The organism is Emticicia fontis, assembly GCF_054779675.1.
This window is the reverse complement of sequence record NZ_BAAGXU010000046.1, coordinates 213,953-236,247: the sequence shown is the minus strand read 5'-3', so window position 1 is coordinate 236,247 and position 22,295 is coordinate 213,953. Positions and strand designations below refer to the sequence as shown.

The following is a 22,295-nucleotide window of genomic DNA, read 5'->3' as shown; positions in this document are numbered from 1 at the left end:
ACAAAAACATTAAAAAAGCGGCGCAAAATGTTTGTGCCGCTTTTGTTTTAGAGCATGTTTAAATTTTTTTATTCTGACCGAAAAATTTGAGTTTTGTAGGTCGAATCATAATTTCTAAACATGCTCTTAATCAAACTCCAAAATTAAAATATTTGCTTGGCAACTGCCAGTGTTGTGTCTGATTTGCTCATGGTATAAAAATGCAGGGCAGGTACACCAAAATCCATCAACTCACGGCATTGTTGCACACACCATTCTATACCGAGTTGCTTGGCTTGTTTATCTGTTTCGCAGGCAACAACCTCTTTTCTGAACGCCTCTGGCATATCCAGATAGAACAGTCTTGGCAATACATCCAGTTGCTTTTTGGTAGCCAATACCTTCAAACCCGGAATAATCGGAATCGTGATTCCCTCTGCCCGGCAGCGATTCACAAAATCAAAATATTTCTGGTTATCAAAAAACATCTGTGTCACCACATAGTCGGCACCGGCCGCCACTTTGCGTTTCAGGTTTTCAATATCCTGGTCTAAATCCGTTGCTTCAAAGTGTTTTTCAGGATACGCCGCCACACCAATACAAAAATCGCTGGCATTCAGGTATTCTGCCTCTTCGTGCAGATATTTCCCATTGTTCATATCCTTTATCTGCCCAACCAGCTCATTGGCATAAAAATGCCCGTCTTTCTTGGCTTTAAACGAATTATAAGGTCGGGCATAATCACCTCTTAGTGCCAGCACATTTTCAATGCCCAGGTAATTCAGGTCTATCAGTAAATCTTCAGTTTCTTCTTTCGTGAATCCCCCGCACAAAACGTGTGGCACAGGGTCTATTTTAAATTTATGTAAGATTGATGCACAAATCCCGACTGTACCCGGACGCTTACGTATTTTTATTTCTTTGGTGCCACCATCAGGCAGGTTTTTCAGAATATATTCTTCTCTGTGAAAAGTTACATCAATAAATGGCGGTTTCAGCTCCATCATCGGCTCAATCGATTTCAACAAATCATCAATATTACTTCCCTTCACCGGAGGTATGATTTCGATCGAAAAAACGGGCTTCCCTTGGGTATTACTCAGATGCTCAGTTACTTTTGCCATTGTCTTGCTGTGAAAATATATCTTTTTTGTTCGGCAAAAATAGATATATTATTTATTAATGCAAATTTTTTTAGGTAAATTATCTGTAATGTTTCAGTTGTGTAGTATTTATATCGGATTTAAATTGATTTTAAAGATAATAATTCATTTTTAATCAAAACCTAATTGATTTTTTGTTTGCAGTATGTTTAAAATACTTATCTTGCATTTCAAATTTAAAGGATTATCTATTTTCAAACTCAAACGCTTAATTTAAATGAAAAAACTATTCGTACTATTATTTATAGGCTTATTCGCCTGCACTTTTGAAGTATCTGCACAAGCGGCCTCTACCACAATGGCATTAGATACGGTTGCTGCAAAGAGTTATGTGGGTAAATATAAAATGAAAGATTCACCTTTTGAAGAAATAATTGTTACACTCAAAGACGGCAAACTAAACGGCGAAGCCGTAGGACAAGGCTCAGCAGAATTAGCCCCTACTAAAGATGCTGATGTGTTTGAAGTAGTTGGCTACGACGGCAAAATTGAATTTGTAAGAAACGAAACTAAAATGGTAACCAAGGTAAAACTAACCATGCAGGGCTCTACCATGGAAGGCGATAAGCAGCCCTGAGTAAACTTTTTTATATAAAAAATCTGTTAAAGCCTGAAAGCCATTCAATAAAGCTCTCAGGCTTTTATAATTGTATACCAAACATTTATTCTTACTTTTGTAAGAAAATTTAAGAACAAGCACAAATAATGGATTTTGGACAGCAACCTTATTGCTCTTTTTGTGGTAGAAGAAAAAACGAAGTTGAACTTCTGATATCAGGAACAGAGGCAAATATCTGTAACTACTGCGTAGAACAAGGCCATCAGCTTGTACAACAGGAGTTGTATGGAGTTGTGAAGAAAGAGAAGAAGAAAAAGAGTGATTCACCAAGATTTGAATTAAAACCTCCGGCCGAATTGAAAGGCCATTTAGATCAATATGTAATCGGGCAGGACGAAGCCAAGAAAGTATTAAGCGTAGCAGTATACAACCACTACAAACGCCTGATGCAGCCTAAAAGAGAAGATGATGTAACGATTGAAAAATCGAATATCATCATGGTAGGAGAGACCGGAACCGGTAAAACCTATCTGGCGCGTACCATTGCCAAAGTATTACAAGTACCGTTTGCCATTGCCGATGCCACCGTGCTTACAGAAGCCGGTTATGTGGGCGAAGACGTAGAAAGTATCCTGAGTCGCTTGCTTCAAGCCGCTGATTATAATACAGAACTGGCCGAAAGAGGCATTGTTTACATTGACGAAATAGATAAAATTGCGCGCAAAAGCGATAACCCATCTATCACCCGTGATGTGAGCGGCGAAGGCGTTCAGCAAGGATTATTGAAATTGTTGGAAGGGTCTATGGTAAACGTACCACCACAGGGAGGTAGAAAACACCCTGAGCAAAAACTGGTTCAGATAAATACCGAGAATATCCTGTTTATTTGTGGTGGTGCATTTGATGGTATCGACCGCCACATTGCCAAACGTATCAATACCCGCCCGATCGGCTTCTCAAATGATGCGAAACGCCTTGAATTGTGGGATCAGACAAACTTGCTTCGTTTTGTAACCCAGCAGGATTTAAAATCTTATGGTTTGATTCCTGAGTTAATTGGTCGTTTACCATTATTGACTTACCTGAACCCGCTTGACCGCGATGCCCTGAGACGTATCCTGATTGAGCCTAAAAATGCTTTGGTAAAACAATACAAAAAACTTTTCTCGATGGAAGACGTCACTTTAGACTTCTCACCGGAGGTAATAGAGTACATAGTTGACCGGGCTATGGAGTTTAAATTAGGTGCCAGAGGACTGCGCTCTATCTGCGAAGCCATCATGACCGACATCATGTACGAAATGCCTTCTAATAAAGAGATTAAGCACTTTACGCTAACACTTGACTACGCACAAAATAAATTTGAGCGCTCGGCGTTCTATCAATTGAAAATGGTAGCATAAGCAAGTGGTAAAAATATACAAGACCCTATAAAGCTAGCCACGTTTTATAGGGTTTTTTATTGCCCTTTTAGCGACCTTTTCCACTTTTTTATAACCTTTTTTTCGCTATCTCAGGGTATTACTAAAATGCTTAAATTCCTAATGCTTGCCAGCGTAATATGCTTGGCCTTTGGTTGCAAACGTGAGTATGCACACTTTCAGAAAACTGCTACCGAAAATTATCATCAACCAAAAAAGCAAGCACTGAAGCCATTAGTGGCTCAGAAAGAAGATTTAAGCAAACCTGAAGAGATAGAAGAAATACCGCTTTTAACCGAGCCTGAGATAGAAAATGTGGAGGCAGGCATCAGCGAAAGTATCCCATTAGGAAATAATCAGGTAAAAGAAAAAACAGATTTGTTCCCTAAATGGTTATTCAAGAAAAAGAGACGTTTTTTATCGAACGATAAAAAAGGCGGGCTTTTTCAGAAACAGGAGAGGAGAGGGATTTTTGAGCAGAAGAAATCAAACAAAAAGCATAAAGGTTTTGGACACGCTTTCAACGAACGATTAAAAATAGGGTTGGTACTATTAGGAATTGCCGTAGTTTTTGCGTTGCTTCACATCAATCTGATAGCCATTGTCTTCACTTTATTATCCGCCTTCTTTATTATTATAGGATTGAGAAAATTATTTTAGTTGTAATCATTATTAACCTGAGTAGAAACCGATAAGAATCAATCAGTGATTATTGCTATCATAAATAATTGATAGCCAATGTTGTTCATACCGCAAAGCGGTATTATTCACTCAATCACTCATTCGCTAATTCACTCAATCACTCATTACCAAAAGAGCCCATGGATATTATTCTGATACACGGCTTTGGTGAAGACCATTTCGTATGGAAAGAATTTATGAATTATCTTCCCAAAAAGCACACATACTACACCCCAGATTACGCCACTTTTACCGATTGTGAATCGATAGACGACTATGTAAAATGGCTCAAGGAATTTCTGAGAGAAAGAGATATTGAACGATGCGTATTGATAGGCCACTCAATGGGTGGATATATTGCCTTATCTTTTGCCGAAAAACACCACGAAATGGTACATGGTTTGGGGCTTTTCCATTCATCTGCTTATCCTGACGATGAAGAAAGAAAAGCCACCCGCCTGAAAACCATAGAATTTATAGAAAAACACGGTTCAGAAGAATTCATCAAAGATTTTTATCCAAAAATGTTTACTGATGATTTCAAGAAAAAAAATAAAGCGCTCATCGAAAGCCATATCGAACGCTACATTGTTTTCTCAAAACGCTCTTTAAAAAATGCCCAGCTAGCCATGCGGAATCGCAAGGATACCACAAAGGTATTGAAGCAAGCAAGTTATCCGGTGATGATTATTGCAGGCGAAGAAGATAAATTTGTAGCAGTAGATGCCGCCAAGGAACAGATAAAACTATTGAAAAAAGGGTATACCGATGTACTAAGCGGTGTAGCCCACGCAGGAATGTTCGAACGCCCGAATGAATGTGCCAAACTGGTTGAGACCTTTATTGCGGCCTGCTCGCATATTCCGGTTTGATGTGGATTAAGATTTTTGTTCCGTAGAGACGATCGGTTCGCCGATCGTCTCTACGATTATTGAATAAAATGATGAAATATGTGTATTACAATACAATTATCTCCATCACTCCACATACTTCGCCAATTTCTCTAAACTCATTTCAGTGCCTTTTTCATTATCTTCCGGTTTAATACCAAGTGGAATATTTTTAAATACAATGGTAACAGTTGTGTCTTTGCCTTTGGGCGTCAATGTCACATCCATAATCATTTCACCTGTATTATTCTCATCGGTAGAGTCAAAAACAATAGCACAAACAACCTTTTCATTTGGTTTCAGTTCAATAAATCGAGCACTATATTTATCTTCATTATTACTGGTTTTTCCATAAGATTGCCCTTCTGGACTTTTTTCTGATTCAGGATAATACAACGACATCTCATAGCCTCCACCTTCTCTAAGGTCAAATTGATGCACTTTTCCTGTCATCTCACCCGGTGCCATCCAGACTTCCAAGGCTTTTGGGTCGGTAAAAGCTTGATAAAGCACCTCGACAGAAGCCCTGATATCTCTTGAATTTTTAGTTGTAGACATAAGTTTTCATTTTATCAATTAAAACAAGAGCGGCTTCTTATTGTTTAGCTATACGCTGAATCAATAAAAAGCCGCTCTTCAATTATATAATATATATAATCTCTTACTTTACCACTTTCAAAGTCCCCTGCATCACTGTATAATGCCCTGGATAGGTACATACAAAGGTATAATTACCCGGTGCAGTGGGCGCTACAAAATAGATAGATTCCGATGCCTCTGGTTGCATCAAGGCTGTATGGGCAATTACCTCCGGTAAATCCGGTACATAGGCTTTGCTCTCTCCGTCCAATCCCATTTTAAAGGCTGCTTCTCCCACTTTACCTACGGTGCCTGGTTTTACCACTACAAAATTGTGTAGCATATCATCGTTATTATTAAACACAATCTGGATTTTGCTACCTGCTTTTACCTGAATGTTGGCAATGTCAAATTTCAAACCCGGTTTAGTGGCTATCGTGATCGTCTGGTCTGCTTTTCCTCCCCAGCTTTCCGGCATTTCTATTACACGTTTGGCACTGGCTTTCATTTCAGTTTTAGGCATATTGCTCATGCTATGCCCTGCGTGCTCTTCGGCTGCTTTTTTCTCAACTACTGCATATTTCTTCACATCCATCGCAGGTGCGGCATCGTTGATATTATTCAGCGTATAATACCCGAAATTATGCAATAACGGGCGGTCTTCTGCACTTCTGATACCTTCTAAACGCAATTCATGAATATATCCTAAACGTAAAGAATCAATCGCCAGACGAACACTCATACCATCTTCTGCCACCTGAATCGCCTTGATTTTCAAAGCTTTGGCATTGATAATCGGGCTACCGTAATTGTGATGATATTTATAAGTAAAGCTATTGGCTTTGTATGACTCAATGTCTTTGGCAATGTCTTTATTGACAGGTTGCGTAAACTCAATCAGGAACCCATCAGGCATTGATTTGATAGTTTTCATTTCGAAAGGCGTTCGGCCTGTCCATTCCAGACGTTGTAAACCAAACTCATCTTTCCCTGTTGATGACCAACCACGGCTGGTCATACCCACAAACATTGAGTTATCCAGACCCCATTTCATACGCAGAATACCCGATTGGAAACCCTCACGGAATGGGAAACAAGCACCCTGGCTTTTGCCTTTTACTTTCTCCAGAAACACACGCATAATCTTGCTATGCCCTTGATCACCCACAAAAAGCTGTCCTTCAAACGGCCCGAATTTACCAGCTGATAAATCTTCGGCAATATCAGAAGTAGAAATACCCATTAAGGTATGCGGAAACCAAACCGCAGGCACTTTCAGATTAGGTACTTTCGGTGCAATGTCATACATCGGCTCGCCTGTATCCAATACATTCGAAGCTTTCAGTTTCAATGGCGAATTAGGCTCTGATGTCCAGATTAAACCCTCAGGATTTCCGGCGAAATCACCTTCTTCCAGTTGCGTCATACGTCCAGAACCTACCCAGTCGCCCTGGTTTTCGGTATAATAAATATCTCCGTTTTTCAATACGGCAAATCCAGCCGGAGAGCGTAAACCTGTTGCCCAGGGAGTCATTTTTCCATCAGGTGTCAGGCGCAACATCCAACCACGCCATTTAGATAAACTAGCTCCATGACCAATCCAGCCCAGATTGAGCGTAATCAACATATCGTTGTTTGGCAATAAAACAGGGCCATAAGAATATTCGTGATAATTACCCGAAAGCGGGAATTTATAGAAGGCACTATAATCGTCAGCAACGCCATTGCCATCGGTATCCTTCAGAATCGTCAGTTCACCTCTTTGCGTAGCCCAAAGGTTACCGTTGATATAATTTAAGCCCAATGGCTCGTGCAGACCAGAAGCAAATTTCTTGTAAGTTGGCGTAGTGCCATTTTTCATGTAAGGATTTGACACTAACCATACATCGCCACGACGGGTACAAACCCCCAGGCGGCCATCCGGTAAAACAGTTAATCCACCTACTTCTAACTGGATGCCTTCCGGCACAGGAAGTGTGACGATACGATAAAAATCTTCTTCAACTAAAGGACGATTCTGTGCAAAAACACCAGAAACAGTAAACAGGAATAAAATGAATATTTTTTTCATTTCTAATGGGTTGGTTGAATATCTGAAAAGCTATAAATGTCAAAATGACAGGTAATAGGCTTTCCTGTACAAATGTAGGAAAAATGTGCATAGATTATCATTAAAAATTGTAATAATGACACGGATAAATAATTGTGGCGCTAGCTTCCAGCTCGCAGTTGGTATAAACACAATGTGTCTGGTAATCAATGAAACCGCGAGCTGGAAGCTCGCGCCACATTTAAGTCAAGGACTAGAAATCGTATAAACCACCGTAGTAGAATAAGATTGCGCAGGTATCAGCACAGATAGCCCTCTGATTTCATATTGTACGTTAATAGTGGCCGCAGATAAAGAAAGTACAATACCCGTAGAAGCCGTAAAAAAAAGTTGATTGCTTGCCGTCAACTGAAAATAGTTAGAATTCCCGGCGGGTGAAACATTTCCTAAGGCACCTATGGTTTCGCCTGTTTTATGAATCCACAAGCTAAGATTCGAGTTCCAGCTTACATCTGTTTTTTTTACATAGACCGTATAACTGGTAAGCCAGGCTAAAGAAATAATAGTCTGATTGGTAAGGCTCGTCCAGTTGCTGGTATAGTTTTCACCGGCTTCGGTAATAGTACTGGCAGGAATACTGCTTGACCACGCACCAGAGACGTTTGGCAACTGAGCAAAACTTTGTGCATGAACCAATAAAAATAACAGGACTGGCAGATACTTTTTCATTAATTATCAATCAAAGTATAAATAACACTAAACGACGCACTCGCTTTCAGCAATTGGCTATAATTCTGTATTTCAAGTGTATACGTCAGATTATACCCATTATTGTCATTGCCTGTGAAGGCCCCGCCAATGCCATTGATAATAGTTGTGGCACTGGTTGTAAGATAGACCGGGCTTGTAACTGAGCCAAAAGTGCCGCTTCCGATACCAGAAGCCACTCCGGTTTCTAATTTTAACCGCACACCATTCGGAACACTCCCCGAAACCACCTGCGCCGTGATTCTACGGGTAGCACCAGAGGCCACCGCCGAAGTAAGATTAATCCATTTGGTACTATTGCTTGCCGGAGCAGTAATAGGTGACCCAGCTTCGGTGGGCGACTGAAAGGCCATGGTAATAGCCGAGTTATTATTCAAATCCAATAGAGCAATGGCCGGCAACGTGACACTCACGCTTGCACTGGTTTGCCCCAAAACCAATTGTGTAAGCAAACAAAACAATATACTGCACGCCCATCTCATGGTTGCATCACTACCTGATAGCTTTTATTAGAAAAATGGATTTTACGTTGTGTCGCCAACACATTAAACGCCATGTTGTTAATCACTCCTTCTTTAATTACAATATTCTGCTCTGCATTCTCAATCGTCAGCTGATTCTGTTCATTAGGAAACCATGCTTTGATTTTCCAGCTACCGGGTTTAATTTCTTTGAACGAAAAAGCATTTTTATCGTTAGCTTTTGTCAGAAAACTCTCATTCTCATTAGAAATCTTAATCAATATCACAGGATTTTGTTTTTTTGCCTTTTCTTCATCCGTCATAGCAAAATTCAATTTGCCTTCTAAACCGCCCGATTTAAGCAGAGGAATAGTCACAATTCGGGTACTATCTGCTGTTACATTGATCTCAATCGGAGTTTTGATAGCAGAAATTGCTCCCGAACTCAGAGATGATTTGTCGAGTGTCAGATAATATTTATCCGGTATCAAATCATTAAAATAAAAGACACCGTTGGCATCGGTTACATATTTCTTATTCCCCAACTGAATCATAACGCCTTCCTTTTTTACAGATTCTGTAAGCCCGGAAACTTGCCCTCTGATATGCCCGAGGTTTCTGTTTTTTGCCAAAGGGGTATTCAACACAAGCGTATATTTCAGCAGAAAAAATAGCGTATTCTGATTAAACTCGGTATAGTTAGGGATAAATACCCTGCTGCCCGTCAGGCTTAATCTGCTATTACCGATATTCCAGTTGACTGTTAAATCCATAAAAGTACGCCGTTGCACCAGTTCGTCGGGCGCATATCGGTTTCTGTACATAAAATACGCATTGAAATGCTTGTTGACATTGGCCCGCATAGACCCTCCATAAAATATATAACTCATAGGCTGATTATTGGTCGAAAACTTATGGGTATACTGATGTTCCGTAAAAGCACCTATCCAGACCTTCTTTAGAAGCTGTATCTGCGGCTGAACCATGTTTGAGATACTCTTGCCGCGAACATTTTTATCTACATGATCCAATAAGTTTTCAGCATAGCCGTATCGACCATCATATACCAGATTGAATTTTTCGGTATTCAGGTAATAATTTAATCGGGCATAGTTCTCCCGGTAATAAAATGCTTTGGGCATCTGCCTGTCTTCTTTCTCTTGTATATTATAACTCAGAACCAGCTGATGCTTGTTATTGGGCGAGAACGACAGCAATGCCGTGTGATTGGAATAGTAGGGAGACGTAGTTGAAAACAATAAATCAAAGCCCGGATTGACACGCGTCACATTGTTCATCAGTCCTAGACTGATTTTCTTCGATAAAAAATAATTGACCGAATTGACCAATTGCCAGCTATTATTGAAAAAGCCATAGAAACTCTTTCCGGCATAAATCAGATTATTGCTGAACAGGAATTTCTTATATTGAAAACTCAATCGGTTAAATGCCCCGAAATCGATTTTTGCATTGGCAGCACTTAGCGCCACTTCTGTTTCCAGTGTAAGCGTTTCAGTTTTCAGGTGAAGCGATGTACCCGCAAAACTGGCCCATAACCATTGGTTCCGTATCTGTACATTTTTAGTCAGATAATTGAACGAAACAGCTAATTTATCTTTTGGAAAATAGGTAAACCGGCCACCAAAAGTACTTTTCTGAGAAAAATAAAACCGGGGCTGTAAATAGAAAACCGAAAAACTGGTTTTGGTAAAGTGCTGGTCAAATTTCACTCCTCTGCCAAATCTCCCGAATTCCATCAGGTTATTAAAAGACAGCGAATAATCACCTATCTGAACAGTTGTATTCTTTTTATAGGTATAAGCCAGCGAATATTGACTGAAACTGCTCATCATGGGCATATTCAGCTGGTTGGGCCCATGAATCAGAAAGTCGAGGTAGTGTTTTTGCTTGAAATCCAGAAAACCTCTGCCTTTCACATCATACTGATAAGCCCCCACCTGATAATCACTATTCACAAACCGGCTATAACCCAAACCCACTTCCAAAGGGAAGCGCAGATAGGGGTCGTTTTTCTTATTCTTTTTTGAATAAACCGGAACCGAGAGTATCTGCATAATAGGGTCGGCAGAGTTACTCATAAATACCTTAATTGTAGGCGAAATAGACCACGAACTGCCATCACCTTCCGGTACTTTCTGAGCTGCATTCACTTTGATATTCTCTCCGGGTAGTATTGTCAGCGAATCACCCTTATGGTTGCGTTTCCCGCTTATGGTTTCAACCCAAACTTTTTCTGTATTATTCCCCAAATTCTGAATGAGATACTCTATTTTTAATGAATCGCCTTCCTGTAAATACTCAGGCACTGAAATGGGTGTCACTTCTATTTTTCGTTCCTCAATCACATGAACCGTAATAATCTTTTGTAGCTGTTCAATGCCATTCTGATATACCGTGATTATAACCGGATAATTGCCAGAAGGTGTAATAGGCGCAGTAGCTACTGTATAAATATACCGTATGGCTGATTGCCCGACTATGGTCTGCGGATTTTTGACAATCAACGTATTCCAGCCGTTTGGTAAGGTCAGCCGAATGCTGGCAGAATCAATAAAAGGGCTGAGACTCTGAACTTCGAAAAACAGACTGAAATGAGTATGCGGGTTAATAGAAGACGGGACATTAAGTAACCGGATACTTAAGTTTTCCTGTGCAAGTCCTATATAAAAACTTCCAATGAACGATATAGAAAATGCAAGCTTTTTCACTGAATGCTGATGGTAATATTGGCCCCGAAGAGCTCTTTCCCGTTATCTGCTACCACAATTCCGTCATATTTGCCCACAGGCAAGCCTTTGAGTTCCAGATCAAAGTCATTACATTTTTTAGGATACAGCCTTTTGGCCTGACTTTCAATTACTTTCAGTTTTTCACCATTGGCACCATATACTTCCAGTGTCAGTTTAGTTTTAGAGGCATAGTCGCCTTTATTGGCCAATAGCACATGAATAGTCTGGTTTCCAGCCTGATTCTTCTGATAGACAAAGTTTTCAAATGCCAGTTGCGGACTCTGAAACGTGCCTACATCTACAATCATCTGCACAGCATATCTTACCCTCGATGATATTTTTACGCCTTCCTTATCATCTTCTTTCACGGGGTCGGCGCCTTCAACCATGATAATATTCCAGTAAGTGCCCGATAAATCGGCCGAATTGGGAATCGTAATTGTATACAAAATATCGTATTCTTCGCCCGCAGCCATTAGTTTTTCGTCTATATTGGTCTGTATCCAATTTCCTGAAGAACGGGTGTTGTTGCCAAGCTCGCTATACTCCACAGCACTGCTGCAAGACAAGCTCAGGTCTTGTTTGTATACCAATATACGTTCTTCATTTTTGCTCAGATTTTTCACCCTTATTTTGCCTGTCATTACATTTCCGGCTATGCCCGAATGTGTATGTGTAAGGCCATTTTGTACCTGTATTCCGGCAAAAGAGGCGATAGGAATAATGAAAAGGCCAATCAACTGAAGTCTCAGTAAACGGAAGTAGATTTTTAATTTCACAGTAAAAGTTATTTTTTAGTTAATATTAGCAAAAGTATGTCAGGGTAACAGGCAAAGCCCATTACCAATTGCCTATTACCCTGTTACAGGTACTAGTTATCCGTAAGTGTATACGTAATAGTAAGTGTAGTGGCGGTTTTCTTCAAATCGCCATAACTACCGCTGGTAGGTGCAAACGAATAAGTCAGGTTACTCCCTTTAGATGACCCATTTCCAGTATAACAACTTCCGATAGCTGTAACCAAATCCTGATCAGTTGTAGAAAGTGTTAGTGCTGAACCCACAATTGTGCCTTTAGTACCCTCCCCATCGGCACTAAGCGCACCAGGTTGTACTTTAACGTCTAAGCCTGAAATAGTGGCATTCATTTTTACCTTAATGGCACGCGATGGGTCTGTGCCTGCTCCATCAGTTACAATAGAAGTCCAGTTTAGCCAAAGGTCAGTATTGTTTGATATACTCTTTAGGGCATCACCCGCATCATCAGGGGCTTCAAAGGTAATGGTAAAATTTCTGGTGCCGGCGGTTTCGATGTCAAGAAGCGCAACTTCGGGAATGTTCACGGTAATCGTGTGATTGTCGGTTTTAGTGTCTGTTTGTGCATAAGCACCGATACTCAGACCAAGCAAAGACGCAAGGAGAGACAGTTTTCTCATTTTTTTAGTTTTTAAAAATTCAACAAAAGTTAATTGGTAATAATACACACATAATCTTTAACAGCATTTTGGTACCTAAAAACTGTCTTCAATTACTAGGTATTAAAGCCAATGCAAAAATTAAGCCATTTTTTTATTGCTTGGGTATACTCTTATCTCGTTGCGGATAATCTTATAGGGTGGAGTCAGTGTGAAAAATATCAATAGTATTTTTACAATAGTAGATTTAGTAATACTAAAGAAAGGAAAAAAAATGATTATAGTTTATAATAAATGATAATCTTATCGGGCGGGTACGTTTTTTGACATCACTCCAACATTTTTCTCAACGCCTCAAAATCATAATGTGCCATAAAATTATTAAACAACCTTTCTGAAAACCCCCGTTCAGGGCTTATCTCATACCGGAACTGCACTTCAAATAGTAAGGGCTTGGTAGGGTCTCCTGCGGCTTGTTTAAAATATTGAGGATTATATTGATACAAGGCAATGGTTTTTTCGCCCTCTTGCTCAAAGAATTTGCCAAGATCAGCCACTCGTTGATTGCCATCAGTAATATTTCTGCCGTAGGAAGCTACTACGGCTGGTTTTTGTAGGAAATCGGCTTTTTCGGTTGCCAATATTTGCTGCACTTTGGCTCTTTGAGCTTCGTATAAAGACAGATATAATCCTTTGTCGGCTTCCAGCACGGCTAATCTTTTTTTTGCGAAGTCAGAAGTATTGCCCGCTAGGCTCTTGATTTGCTCTGCGTGGCTGTAGAAGAAATTGGCTTTTTCTATTTCATAATATTCCAACAGGTCTTCTAGGTATTGCTTTCGGGTGATAGGTATTAACAAAGGAACCCCCGGTTTGGTAATCAGCCAATGTTTATCTATCCAATGATACGCTTTAGGATTAGGTTTATCATACCTGGACCCCGACATCCAGTTTTCAACAGCACCCTCACCATTAATGAGTTTCAAGAAATCGGTATGAAAGTCTTTATAGTTGTTCGACCGACTTGTTAAGACTACTGCCTCTGATATATATCTGGAGATACGGCTCGGGTTAGTTATTCTGTCTTTGTCATAAGTAGGCCCCATCTTCGCATCAATCGGAATCTCGTAATGAGCTGTATTTCTATCTGATAAATAAAAACTGCCTGTACCACCTGGAACCACCTGTCCATCGGCAAACGTCGGATTGATATCTACCCGTAGCACTGTCCGGTATTCATCCACTGTCTTTACTACGTGTTCAGTTACATGGCATACATTCATATAAACGCCCAACTGATACCCGTATCTGGTATAAGTCTCATTTCGGTAGGTGGTCTTACCCCAATTGGCAAAACTGACTCTGGCCACACAACCTGTGAGTGTAAAATCTTTGCGGCTGGCTTCTTCCAGTTTTTCCAGCACAATTAAGTTTTTGGTCATAGCAGCCTTTTCCGTTGCCGTACCTTTAAGATTAAAAGGGTATTTTGGCTGTGTATGGTCAGTATATTTTCCTGGCAGCCTGTCTGCTTCGGCTTGATCCTGACAAGGGACTGGCGGAGTAGGGGAGGTAGCAGCTTTTTGTGCGTAAATATTTCCAAAACTTATAAGCAATAGTAAGAGTGCGGCATATTTTTTCATACCAAATAGTTTTAGGTTGATAAACGTTTCAGATGATTATCGAAGGAAAATTACAAAGGTTTGAAGGGGAGGCAATGGAAAGGAGCAATAAAATACTGATAAATTTACTGGGAGGCAGATTCCAGATATATCAAAATTCGTAGGGGTTCAAAATTTTGAACCCCTACCGAGTACCCTTTTATTGTAAAAGATATTTCAACAAAAAAGCCGATCTGAATCTAAAATTCAAATCGGCTTCTATCATAATAATCTATAATAACCTCCTACCACATAGTAGTATAACTCACACTACCCGATAACGGCAGAATAATCTCTTGTCCGGCTTTGGTGCTTCTTACAACGGCTTTTAGTTTCGGGTCAAGCTGAATATAAGTATCGTTAGATGGGCTTTCCAAAAGGTAATAGCCTTTATTAACCATTGTAATGGTTTTGGCTTCACCCAGTTTCACATAAAGGTTACTACCGCCATTAGCTGTAATAGTGGTAGAAATACCACCATCCGTTGATGGTACCAGTTTTTCTGTCAGTTCAGCACCTTTATATTGGTATTTGAAAGTAGGCAAACCTTCGCCATCCAATGAATACCCTTTAAATATCAGGTCTTTATAATCATCCAGTGTATCAGGCATTATACCATTGGCATCAGTCAGCATCGCAACGGTTGGTTTGCCAGAGAAAGTAGTTTTTACACCTCTTGGTCTTAATAATTGTGGCTCACCACGTTGATAGAACATTTCGGTTACATCAGCAAAATCTCCACGCCATGCATAAAGCGGAGCGCCCTGATCTAAATCATACGTATAATGCGTGCCTGCCGGAGTACCCACCGAAATCACGTGTGTACGTTTCTTTCCATCAAACATCACAAACGAACGAATCAATTCTACCTGGCTGCTCGGCGTAATATCAATCTCACCCACAGCCTGTGGCGAAGGAAGAGAAGTTTCGGCATGAAGTGCATAAGGTCTGATTTCCGGCCCTGCAGCAAATAAGCCTAGTTCAGCTTTCCACCATACTTTATTATAACGTAGTTCGAACGGATGCTTGCCTTTTTTCAGGTCTATAAAAGCCGCTCTTGGTTTTCTATAGCTTTCAGGCTCCATCGGCAATAAATCTTTTCCATCAACAGTCAAAGACCCTTTTCCGGCATAATCAGCAATCAACGCATAACTACCATCTTTATCTACATCAATATTTCCTCTGAAAACCAATAGGAAACGATTGAAACCTGCACCGAAATCTTTGGTTAAGGTTGTAGCTGTACCTTGGCTGTTTGGCTTTTCGCTCTTTGGTGCAAACTGCTGGTTCCAATCCCAGGTTTCATACATTTCATAGGCCAGGTCAGTCAGTTTCAAAGGTTTATCTTTGCCGTATTTCAGATATTGTACGTTTCTTACAGCCACTGTTCCACTCTTGTTTTCAAAAGCCAGCGGGCCTTCGTTGGTGCTTGTAGTAGGAATCACATATCCCTGATGAATCACCACACCATTCAATGTTACATTTTCTATCACCAATGCTCCACCAAAAGGCGCATCCGAGAAAGTCACTTCCAGACTTTGCCATAAACCTACAGCCTTGCCTGCATTTTGCTCCGGCAATTGCAATGTCCCATCAGGTCTGATGATTGCACCCATTGCACGGGTATTGCTCAACACAATGCCATGGCGACCCTGAATGTAGAAAACGCCGTCGCTGTTATTGCCCAACATAAATTCAAATCTGACTTTGGCATCGGCTGTTATGAGTTTTGAAGAGGCTTTGCCAGGGGTGTTTGAGAATAATATTTTATTACCGGCAGTGAATCCGGCCTTTTTACCGAAAGGATTATCTACGGTTTCGGCTTGTTTCCAATTGCCCGAATCCCAGTTATCAGTAGCTAGCTGATTCAATGGAAATTCTTGTGCAAATGCCTGAAAACAAAGAAGTAATGCCCCGAAAATGGACAGCGAACGTAGGGTCATGGTTGAATGTGTTAGAGTTCTTTGTACAAAACTAGGCGATTAACTGTATTTTTTACAATTAAAATCGAAAAAACTTTTTGATGGTTAATAAAACAGTTTTGTACTTTTGTTGAGAATTCATGAAACCAAAGCATTTTATGTCAAAACCAACATTATTGATTTTGGCGGCCGGAATGGGAAGCCGCTATGGAGGAATTAAACAATTAGATAAGTTTGGGCCAAATGGCGAAACAATTATCGATTATTCATTAAATGATGCTATCAAAGCCGGATTCGGTAAAATAGTATTCATTATCAGAGAAGAACTCAGACAAGATTTTCAGGAGATATTCGGCCCGAAACTGGAAGGCAAAATTGAGTACGATTTTGCTATTCAGAGCGTACAAAGCTATGTGCCAGCCGAATTGGGCACGATAGAACGCACCAAGCCCTGGGGAACAGGCCACGCCGTGTTGTGTGCCTGGGAACAAACCAGCACCCCGTTTGCAGTAATCAACGCTGATGATTTTTATGGCTACGAAGGCTTCAAAATCATGGCCGATTTCCTGTCGACTAATACCGACGAAACCTGTCAGGCAATGGTAGGCTATCAGATTAAAAATACCTTGTCAGAAAACGGTTCGGTATCAAGAGGCGTTTGCGAACTGGATAAAGACGGTTTTCTGGAAGTAGTAACCGAACGCACCAAAATCTACCGCCAGCCAACCGGACAAATCGTATTTGAAGAAAGCGATATTCTGACCGAACTGGAAGAGGATACCATCGTATCGATGAATTTCTGGGGCTTTATGCCATCTGTATTCCCGATAATCAATGAGATGTTTAAAGAATATTCTGCCAAAAATATCAATTCACCTAAAGCAGAGTTTTATATCCCAACCGTCATGACTTATCTGATTAAGAATGATTTGGGCAAATGTAAAGTATTCTCAAACGAATCTGAATGGTTTGGTGTAACTTATCCGGAAGACAAACCAACCGTTACCGAAGCCCTGAGAAAATTGCACGAAAACGGTTTATATCCTGTTGAAGCCTGATAAACTGCCTTATAAAGTATGAATATCACCTACCGTAAAGCCACCCTTGCCGATATACCAGAGTTGGCAAGGCTCAGGGTTGAGTTTCTGAAAGAAGTCCAGAACCCGGAAACCTATTTAGTGAATGAAACTCAACTAAATGAGATTCTGCAGGAATTCTTTCAGCAACACATAGAAAACGACGAAATAGTGGCATGGATAGCCCTCGCCGATGGTGAAGTGGTGTCTACCAGTGGCCTATGTTTTTCTACAATCATGCCAGGCTTTACGTTATTAGATGGTCGTGTGGCCTATATCATGAATATTTATACTTTACCCGACTGGCGCAAAAAAGGTATTGGCAGACAGGTCTTTCATCATATTCTTGAAGCTGCTAAGGAAAGAAATTACAAAAGAGTAATACTTCACGCCACAGAAGATGGCAGACCTATCTATGAGAAATTTGGCTTTAAAGCTACGAATGATGAGATGGAGCTGAGAATTGCGAATTAACGAATAGCGAATTAGTGAATAATTATGATCCATTTACTAAGCATCCCTTTGCTTTTGAGTATATAGTTGTAAAAAATAATTTGTCAGCTAATTCAGAATTAAAATATTCACTAATTTACTATTCGCTAATTCGCAATTAATCACTAAATGAATTAAATATGCTAATCATCGACGCCCACCTGGACATGGCCATGAATGCCATTGAATGGAACAGAGACTACCGACGCCCGGTAGAAGAAATTCGGAGGATGGAGAAAGACATGACTGATAAAATAGATCGTGCCAAAGGCGTGGTATCATTGCCTGATTTACGCAAAGGCAAAGTTGCGGTGGTTGTAGCTACCCAACTGGCACGATACAGCGAAAGCAACGGCAATATGCCCGGCTCAGGCTGGAACTCCCCTCATCAGGCATGGGCCATGACACAGGCACAGGTATCCTGGTATCAGGCAATGGCTGAGGCTGGCGAAATGGTGCAGATTACCACAACAGCGCAATTAGATAACCATATTGCCTTATGGGAAAATACCGCCATTGACGACGTTACCAAACCCGTTGGTTTTATTCTGAGCCTGGAGGGAGCCGATTCTTTAGTCAATCTATCTTATCTCGAAAAAGCCTATGCCTATGGTTTACGCGCCATTGGCCCTGCCCACTATGGCCCGGGAAGATATGCGCCCGGCACAGGTATGACAGGCGGACTGACCAGAGAAGGGAGAGAACTCGTAAAAGAAATGGATAGACTCGGCATGGTGCTGGATGCTACTCACCTGACCGATGAGGGCTTTGATGAAGCTCTGGATTTATTTCAGGGACAAGTGTGGGCGAGCCATCATAATTGCCGCACCTTAGTACCTCACCAACGCCAGTTGAATGACGAACAAATTAAAAGACTGGTAGAAAGAGACGCTGTTATCGGTGGCTGTCTGGATGTATGGATGCTGAAACCCGGCTTAACACAAAGACTGATAAACCCACGTGAAATTGGAGCGAATCTGGAAGTATTGATAGACCACTACGACCATATCTGCCAGATAACAGGCAATAGCCTGCACATTGCCATTGGTAGCGATTTAGATGGTACTTTCGGCACTGAACAATCGCCGTATGATCTGGATACCATTGCTGATTTACAAAAATATCAGCACCTGCTTGCCAAAAGAGGCTATTCAAATGCTGATATTGAGAATATATTTCATAAAAACTGGCTAAGACTCATGCGAAAGGCATTGGCCTAGTTACTGGAGACGTTTGAGGGGGGCTTCTTCCTCAAATTTCTTGATTTTTCTTCTCGATACAAAAATTCTTTCGCCTGTCGACAGATACGCCCAGTTACCTTCCACATTTTTTTCAAATCGTTTCAGGTATTTCAGGTTCAACAATGTGCCTCTGTGAATACGCGTGAATTCTCCTTTGCTTAATAAAATCTGTTCATAAATTTTCATTGTGTGCGACGATAGAAACTGTCGGCCATTGTTCAGATAAAACCTGGTGTAGTTCTCAAAACTTTTCAGATACACCACGTCATCGGCGCGAATACATTTTTTTCGGTGATTAAACCATATGAGGTTGGTTTCGGGAAATACGTCATTTCTAGTTTTCATGATTTAAAAAGGGGCTTTTGGCTTATAAATAGTTTTTTACTTTATGATAGTTTACGAGTCTGAATCTGATTTGAGCGGCTATTCGAAGTACAGATATTGGTACGCAACAAAAGTCGCGGATTAAACCGTGCGTGTCAATCACGGTAAACCGTGATTTATTCATACAGGAAAACCTGTAGGTGGCTTTTGAAAGCCGCGGGGTACTTCGTATGGCTGATATGCCCTTAATCCCTGATTAATTACAATAAGGATTAGATTTAACAGACACCTTTCCACTGGCAGCAGGCGAAAACTTTGTGCCTGATTTTACCAGAACTTTCTTCGCCTGATAAAACTGCTTTGCCGTTCCATTAACCGTAAGATTCGAATTACCATCTGATATATACACCAAATCCCGGGCTAGAGTATAACCTGTGCCGCTTGAAATAGTAACATTGCCAAATACCGGCGTATAAAGAATATCATGTAAAGTGAAAGCTTTGAGAGAATTATTGGTTGTCAGAAATGTTCGCATTCTATCACCTTGCCCGGCCGTAAAAGTATCATTACAGGCAAAATTTCCATACCCCATCACGTTGTTGGTCATCGGAGAATACGAGGCATTACAGGCATCTTTGCCAATACCCGTATAAACACAAAGGGCATTCACGCCTCCATTATCATCAGCGGGAGTATCACATAGCACGTCTCCGGCAGTAGTACAGTTTTCACAATTACCCGAGCGAGCTACATTTTCCTTATTGGTAGGATTCCCGTTATTATCATTCCAGGGTTCAAACGTATGATATAAGCCCAGACAATGCCCCATTTCATGTGCCAGAATTGCATCAACCCCAAGATTCCCCACAATGCTCAGATAAGTATTCGGAATAGCATAGGCATATCCTGAATAACCGGGTAAAGAGCGGTGGACAAAAATATTCAGAAAACCCGATTCCATATATGGTGCCAGCTCGCTCTCTTCTGTGTCTACATTCTGGGTATTCAGATCCGTATTATTTACCTGCTTCATACCAGCCATCAGAAAACAGATATTATGCGATTGAAAAACATTCGACATCACCTGCATATACCCTGCAATACGAGCATCAGTATCAGCCCTGTTACCGCCATTATCATCAGCGAAAACAGTGATATAAACCTTTACGGTATAAGGAGTATTAATGGCATTAGTGAGCTTAAGGCTATCTTTTGTTTGCTGTGAGAAAATGATAGGTTTTCCTTTGCCATAGGTTCCACATATCTTGGTTTGTGCCTGAGCAGCCACACCTGCCAGAAGCAGAAAGAATAAGCGTAGTTTTTTCATGGTCTGATTAATTCTGAGATTTTATACTAGCTAATTCTTTCTTCAGGGCCACGTTTTCATCCTCTACTTTTTTCAATCGTTTATTGATTTCGATTAAATAAAGCGTCAGTTCCTCAATCTTTTCCATTTGTAGTTTACTCATATTCCCCACTGCCAATGCTTTATTCTCAATTTCTTCTGCCTTCGGTATATTTGGCAAATGCCCGTTAGTCAGTATAAAATTCTCTACCTCAGGCAATGGTTTTAATCGATAGTTGGGTTTAAAAACATAATCAGGCCAAGGGGTAACTAATACCTCCAGTTCGGTGCAGATAACCTTGCCATCTACACTCATTTTATAGCCAGCCGGAATGGTAGAACCGCCAAACTGAAAACGCTCGTCGGTAGTAATCGTAAGTGCAGGTTGACCATTATTTACAAATAAAGCCAATGGGTGATTAGAGATAGTGCCAAACCAACCCGCCGAATAACCGACAAAAGTTCCTACCTGAATCCCGACATTATTGGCATGAACTATCCCTGCGCTGTTGCCAATGGTATTTACCTGTAATTTATAGGTAGGGGTTGTATTAAAGCCTATCCCTACATTACCGTTGTCGAGGATAGTCATCACATTTCCTGAGCTGGCGTGTTGCTTGAAAAGATAGGCATTCCCGTTGTTTGCATACCATTGATAGCCCTTGGCAACATTGCTTCTGTCATAAAAAAGGTAGCCGGCATCAGACCCCTGGCTTTGTATGTTGCCGTTTCCGGTAATTCTCATTTTTTCAGCAAAAGCGGCACTTCTACCTACACCAAGAACAATGTTGTCGGTAGTTGTAGGTACAAATAATTGAAAGGCAGCTCCCTGTATACCAATGCCATAATGATTGTCTGTAGTAGCAGTATTGCCTCCCCAGAGCGAAATTTTATCACCCACAGCATTCGGGAATGTCAGCGGGTGCTTTGGTGTCATCGTTCCTATACCCATTTTGGTATTGGTCATGTCAAACCCGAATTTCCAGTTTGAGACAGCACCCATGCCAAAAAGCCCAAAAATATCGTCGTTGTACATACCAACAAATGCCCCTTCTGTATTATTCGCTTTATTGTACCAGATACCCGCAGTTTCATTGCTCAGGTGTCTTATTCTGCTTCTTCCTTTTACATCCAGCCAATAAGCAGGAATATCAGAACCTATACCGATTTTTCCATCAGTATTAAGAATAAACTGCTGACCAATACTATTGGTACCAAATCTTAGCGCATGATTGGTGTAAGTCTGAATATAAGCTAAACTGTTGTTGACAAAAGTACCTAACTTAACCGTACCGGTGGCATCTGTTTGCTCAAATCCCTTTCCGGTTTTTGTGATAAAAGTATTAGCCTGAAGCCCGGATGCATCGGGTCTGATTTCTACAGATTGCCCCAGAGCAGAGGCAGAAATCAGGATAAATAATATAAGTTTTTTCATGGGTTACTAAAGTTTAAATTTGTCTGAAATCGTGTCAACAAAATTCAGACTTTGCAGGATAGAAATCAATTACGGAAATCCGTTATTTAC

At 40.7% G+C, this 22,295-nt stretch carries 20 protein-coding genes; 7 read left to right on the top strand and 13 right to left on the bottom strand.

Going from position 1 to position 22,295, the window contains the following annotated elements:
* Nucleotides 1-143: 143 nt before the first annotated feature.
* The gene (gene metF, locus ACYVFA_RS20665) at nt 144-1,103 is read right to left on the bottom strand and encodes a methylenetetrahydrofolate reductase (protein ID WP_460473758.1); all 960 of its coding nucleotides are present in this window, start codon (nt 1,101-1,103) and stop codon (nt 144-146) included.
* A 256-nt stretch (nt 1,104-1,359) separates the two neighbouring features.
* Between metF and ACYVFA_RS20660 the strand changes: the two genes are divergently transcribed.
* From ACYVFA_RS20660 to ACYVFA_RS20645, 4 genes are all read left to right on the top strand, one after another.
* Entirely contained in the window at nt 1,360-1,719 is a 360-nt protein-coding gene (locus tag ACYVFA_RS20660; RefSeq protein ID WP_460473757.1) for a hypothetical protein, read from the top strand.
* Between the two features lie 128 nt (nt 1,720-1,847).
* Nucleotides 1,848-3,104 (top strand): ATP-dependent Clp protease ATP-binding subunit ClpX, encoded by a 1,257-nt coding sequence (clpX, locus tag ACYVFA_RS20655; RefSeq protein ID WP_460473756.1) that lies wholly within the window; start codon nt 1,848-1,850, stop codon nt 3,102-3,104.
* A gap of 126 nt (nt 3,105-3,230) precedes the next feature.
* The gene (locus ACYVFA_RS20650) at nt 3,231-3,782 is read left to right on the top strand and encodes a hypothetical protein (RefSeq protein ID WP_460473755.1); all 552 of its coding nucleotides are present in this window, start codon (nt 3,231-3,233) and stop codon (nt 3,780-3,782) included.
* 161 nt (nt 3,783-3,943) lie between these two features.
* Entirely contained in the window at nt 3,944-4,675 is a 732-nt protein-coding gene (locus ACYVFA_RS20645; RefSeq protein ID WP_460473754.1) for an alpha/beta fold hydrolase, read from the top strand.
* 105 nt (nt 4,676-4,780) lie between these two features.
* On the opposite strand, the gene ACYVFA_RS20640 is transcribed toward ACYVFA_RS20645, so the two are convergent.
* The 9 genes from ACYVFA_RS20640 to ACYVFA_RS20600 all read right to left on the bottom strand — a co-directional run bounded on the left by ACYVFA_RS20640 (nt 4,781) and on the right by ACYVFA_RS20600 (nt 16,313).
* Nucleotides 4,781-5,251: an SRPBCC family protein gene (locus tag ACYVFA_RS20640; RefSeq protein WP_460473753.1), complete on the bottom strand. Its 471-nt coding sequence runs from the start codon at nt 5,249-5,251 to the stop codon at nt 4,781-4,783.
* Between the two features lie 103 nt (nt 5,252-5,354).
* Entirely contained in the window at nt 5,355-7,343 is a 1,989-nt protein-coding gene (locus ACYVFA_RS20635) for a plastocyanin/azurin family copper-binding protein (protein ID WP_460473752.1), read from the bottom strand.
* Between the two features lie 225 nt (nt 7,344-7,568).
* Nucleotides 7,569-8,051 carry a hypothetical protein gene (locus tag ACYVFA_RS20630; RefSeq protein WP_460473751.1) on the bottom strand — a complete coding sequence of 161 codons (483 nt, stop codon included), beginning with the start codon at nt 8,049-8,051 and terminating at the stop codon, nt 7,569-7,571.
* Nucleotides 8,051-8,503 carry a hypothetical protein gene (locus ACYVFA_RS20625; RefSeq protein ID WP_460473750.1) on the bottom strand — a complete coding sequence of 151 codons (453 nt, stop codon included), beginning with the start codon at nt 8,501-8,503 and terminating at the stop codon, nt 8,051-8,053. The genes ACYVFA_RS20630 and ACYVFA_RS20625 overlap by 1 nt, the downstream gene beginning before the upstream one ends.
* Nucleotides 8,504-8,568: 65 nt before the next feature.
* Complete coding sequence (locus tag ACYVFA_RS20620; RefSeq protein WP_460473749.1) at nt 8,569-11,280, bottom strand: hypothetical protein; 2,712 nt, start codon at nt 11,278-11,280, stop codon at nt 8,569-8,571.
* Nucleotides 11,277-12,080, bottom strand: a complete 804-nt coding sequence (locus tag ACYVFA_RS20615; protein ID WP_460473748.1) for a hypothetical protein — start codon at nt 12,078-12,080, stop codon at nt 11,277-11,279. The genes ACYVFA_RS20620 and ACYVFA_RS20615 overlap by 4 nt, the downstream gene beginning before the upstream one ends.
* Before the next feature lie 92 nt (nt 12,081-12,172).
* Complete coding sequence (locus ACYVFA_RS20610; RefSeq protein WP_460473747.1) at nt 12,173-12,736, bottom strand: hypothetical protein; 564 nt, start codon at nt 12,734-12,736, stop codon at nt 12,173-12,175.
* Nucleotides 12,737-13,044: 308 nt separating this feature from the next.
* Nucleotides 13,045-14,352, bottom strand: a complete 1,308-nt coding sequence (locus ACYVFA_RS20605; RefSeq protein WP_460473746.1) for a hypothetical protein — start codon at nt 14,350-14,352, stop codon at nt 13,045-13,047.
* Between the two features lie 263 nt (nt 14,353-14,615).
* A complete protein-coding gene (locus tag ACYVFA_RS20600; RefSeq protein WP_460473745.1) occupies nt 14,616-16,313 on the bottom strand; it encodes a LamG domain-containing protein in 1,698 nt (565 codons plus the stop codon).
* A 137-nt stretch (nt 16,314-16,450) separates the two neighbouring features.
* Here ACYVFA_RS20600 and ACYVFA_RS20595 point away from each other — a divergent pair, with 137 nt between their 5' ends.
* The 3 genes from ACYVFA_RS20595 to ACYVFA_RS20585 all read left to right on the top strand — a co-directional run bounded on the left by ACYVFA_RS20595 (nt 16,451) and on the right by ACYVFA_RS20585 (nt 19,080).
* Nucleotides 16,451-17,350, top strand: a complete 900-nt coding sequence (locus tag ACYVFA_RS20595) for a nucleotidyltransferase family protein (protein WP_460473744.1) — start codon at nt 16,451-16,453, stop codon at nt 17,348-17,350.
* 18 nt (nt 17,351-17,368) lie between these two features.
* Entirely contained in the window at nt 17,369-17,842 is a 474-nt protein-coding gene (locus ACYVFA_RS20590) for a GNAT family N-acetyltransferase (protein WP_460473743.1), read from the top strand.
* Between the two features lie 158 nt (nt 17,843-18,000).
* Complete coding sequence (locus ACYVFA_RS20585; RefSeq protein ID WP_460473742.1) at nt 18,001-19,080, top strand: dipeptidase; 1,080 nt, start codon at nt 18,001-18,003, stop codon at nt 19,078-19,080.
* On the opposite strand, the gene ACYVFA_RS20580 is transcribed toward ACYVFA_RS20585, so the two are convergent.
* The 3 genes from ACYVFA_RS20580 to ACYVFA_RS20570 form a co-directional block, all read right to left on the bottom strand.
* Nucleotides 19,081-19,446, bottom strand: coding sequence for a LytR/AlgR family response regulator transcription factor (locus tag ACYVFA_RS20580; protein ID WP_460473741.1), 366 nt, complete (start codon nt 19,444-19,446; stop codon nt 19,081-19,083).
* Between the two features lie 235 nt (nt 19,447-19,681).
* The gene (locus tag ACYVFA_RS20575; protein ID WP_460473740.1) at nt 19,682-20,752 is read right to left on the bottom strand and encodes a zinc metalloprotease; all 1,071 of its coding nucleotides are present in this window, start codon (nt 20,750-20,752) and stop codon (nt 19,682-19,684) included.
* Nucleotides 20,753-20,759: 7 nt separating this feature from the next.
* Nucleotides 20,760-22,205, bottom strand: a complete 1,446-nt coding sequence (locus ACYVFA_RS20570; RefSeq protein WP_460473739.1) for a hypothetical protein — start codon at nt 22,203-22,205, stop codon at nt 20,760-20,762.
* Between the last annotated feature and the right edge of the window lie 90 nt (nt 22,206-22,295).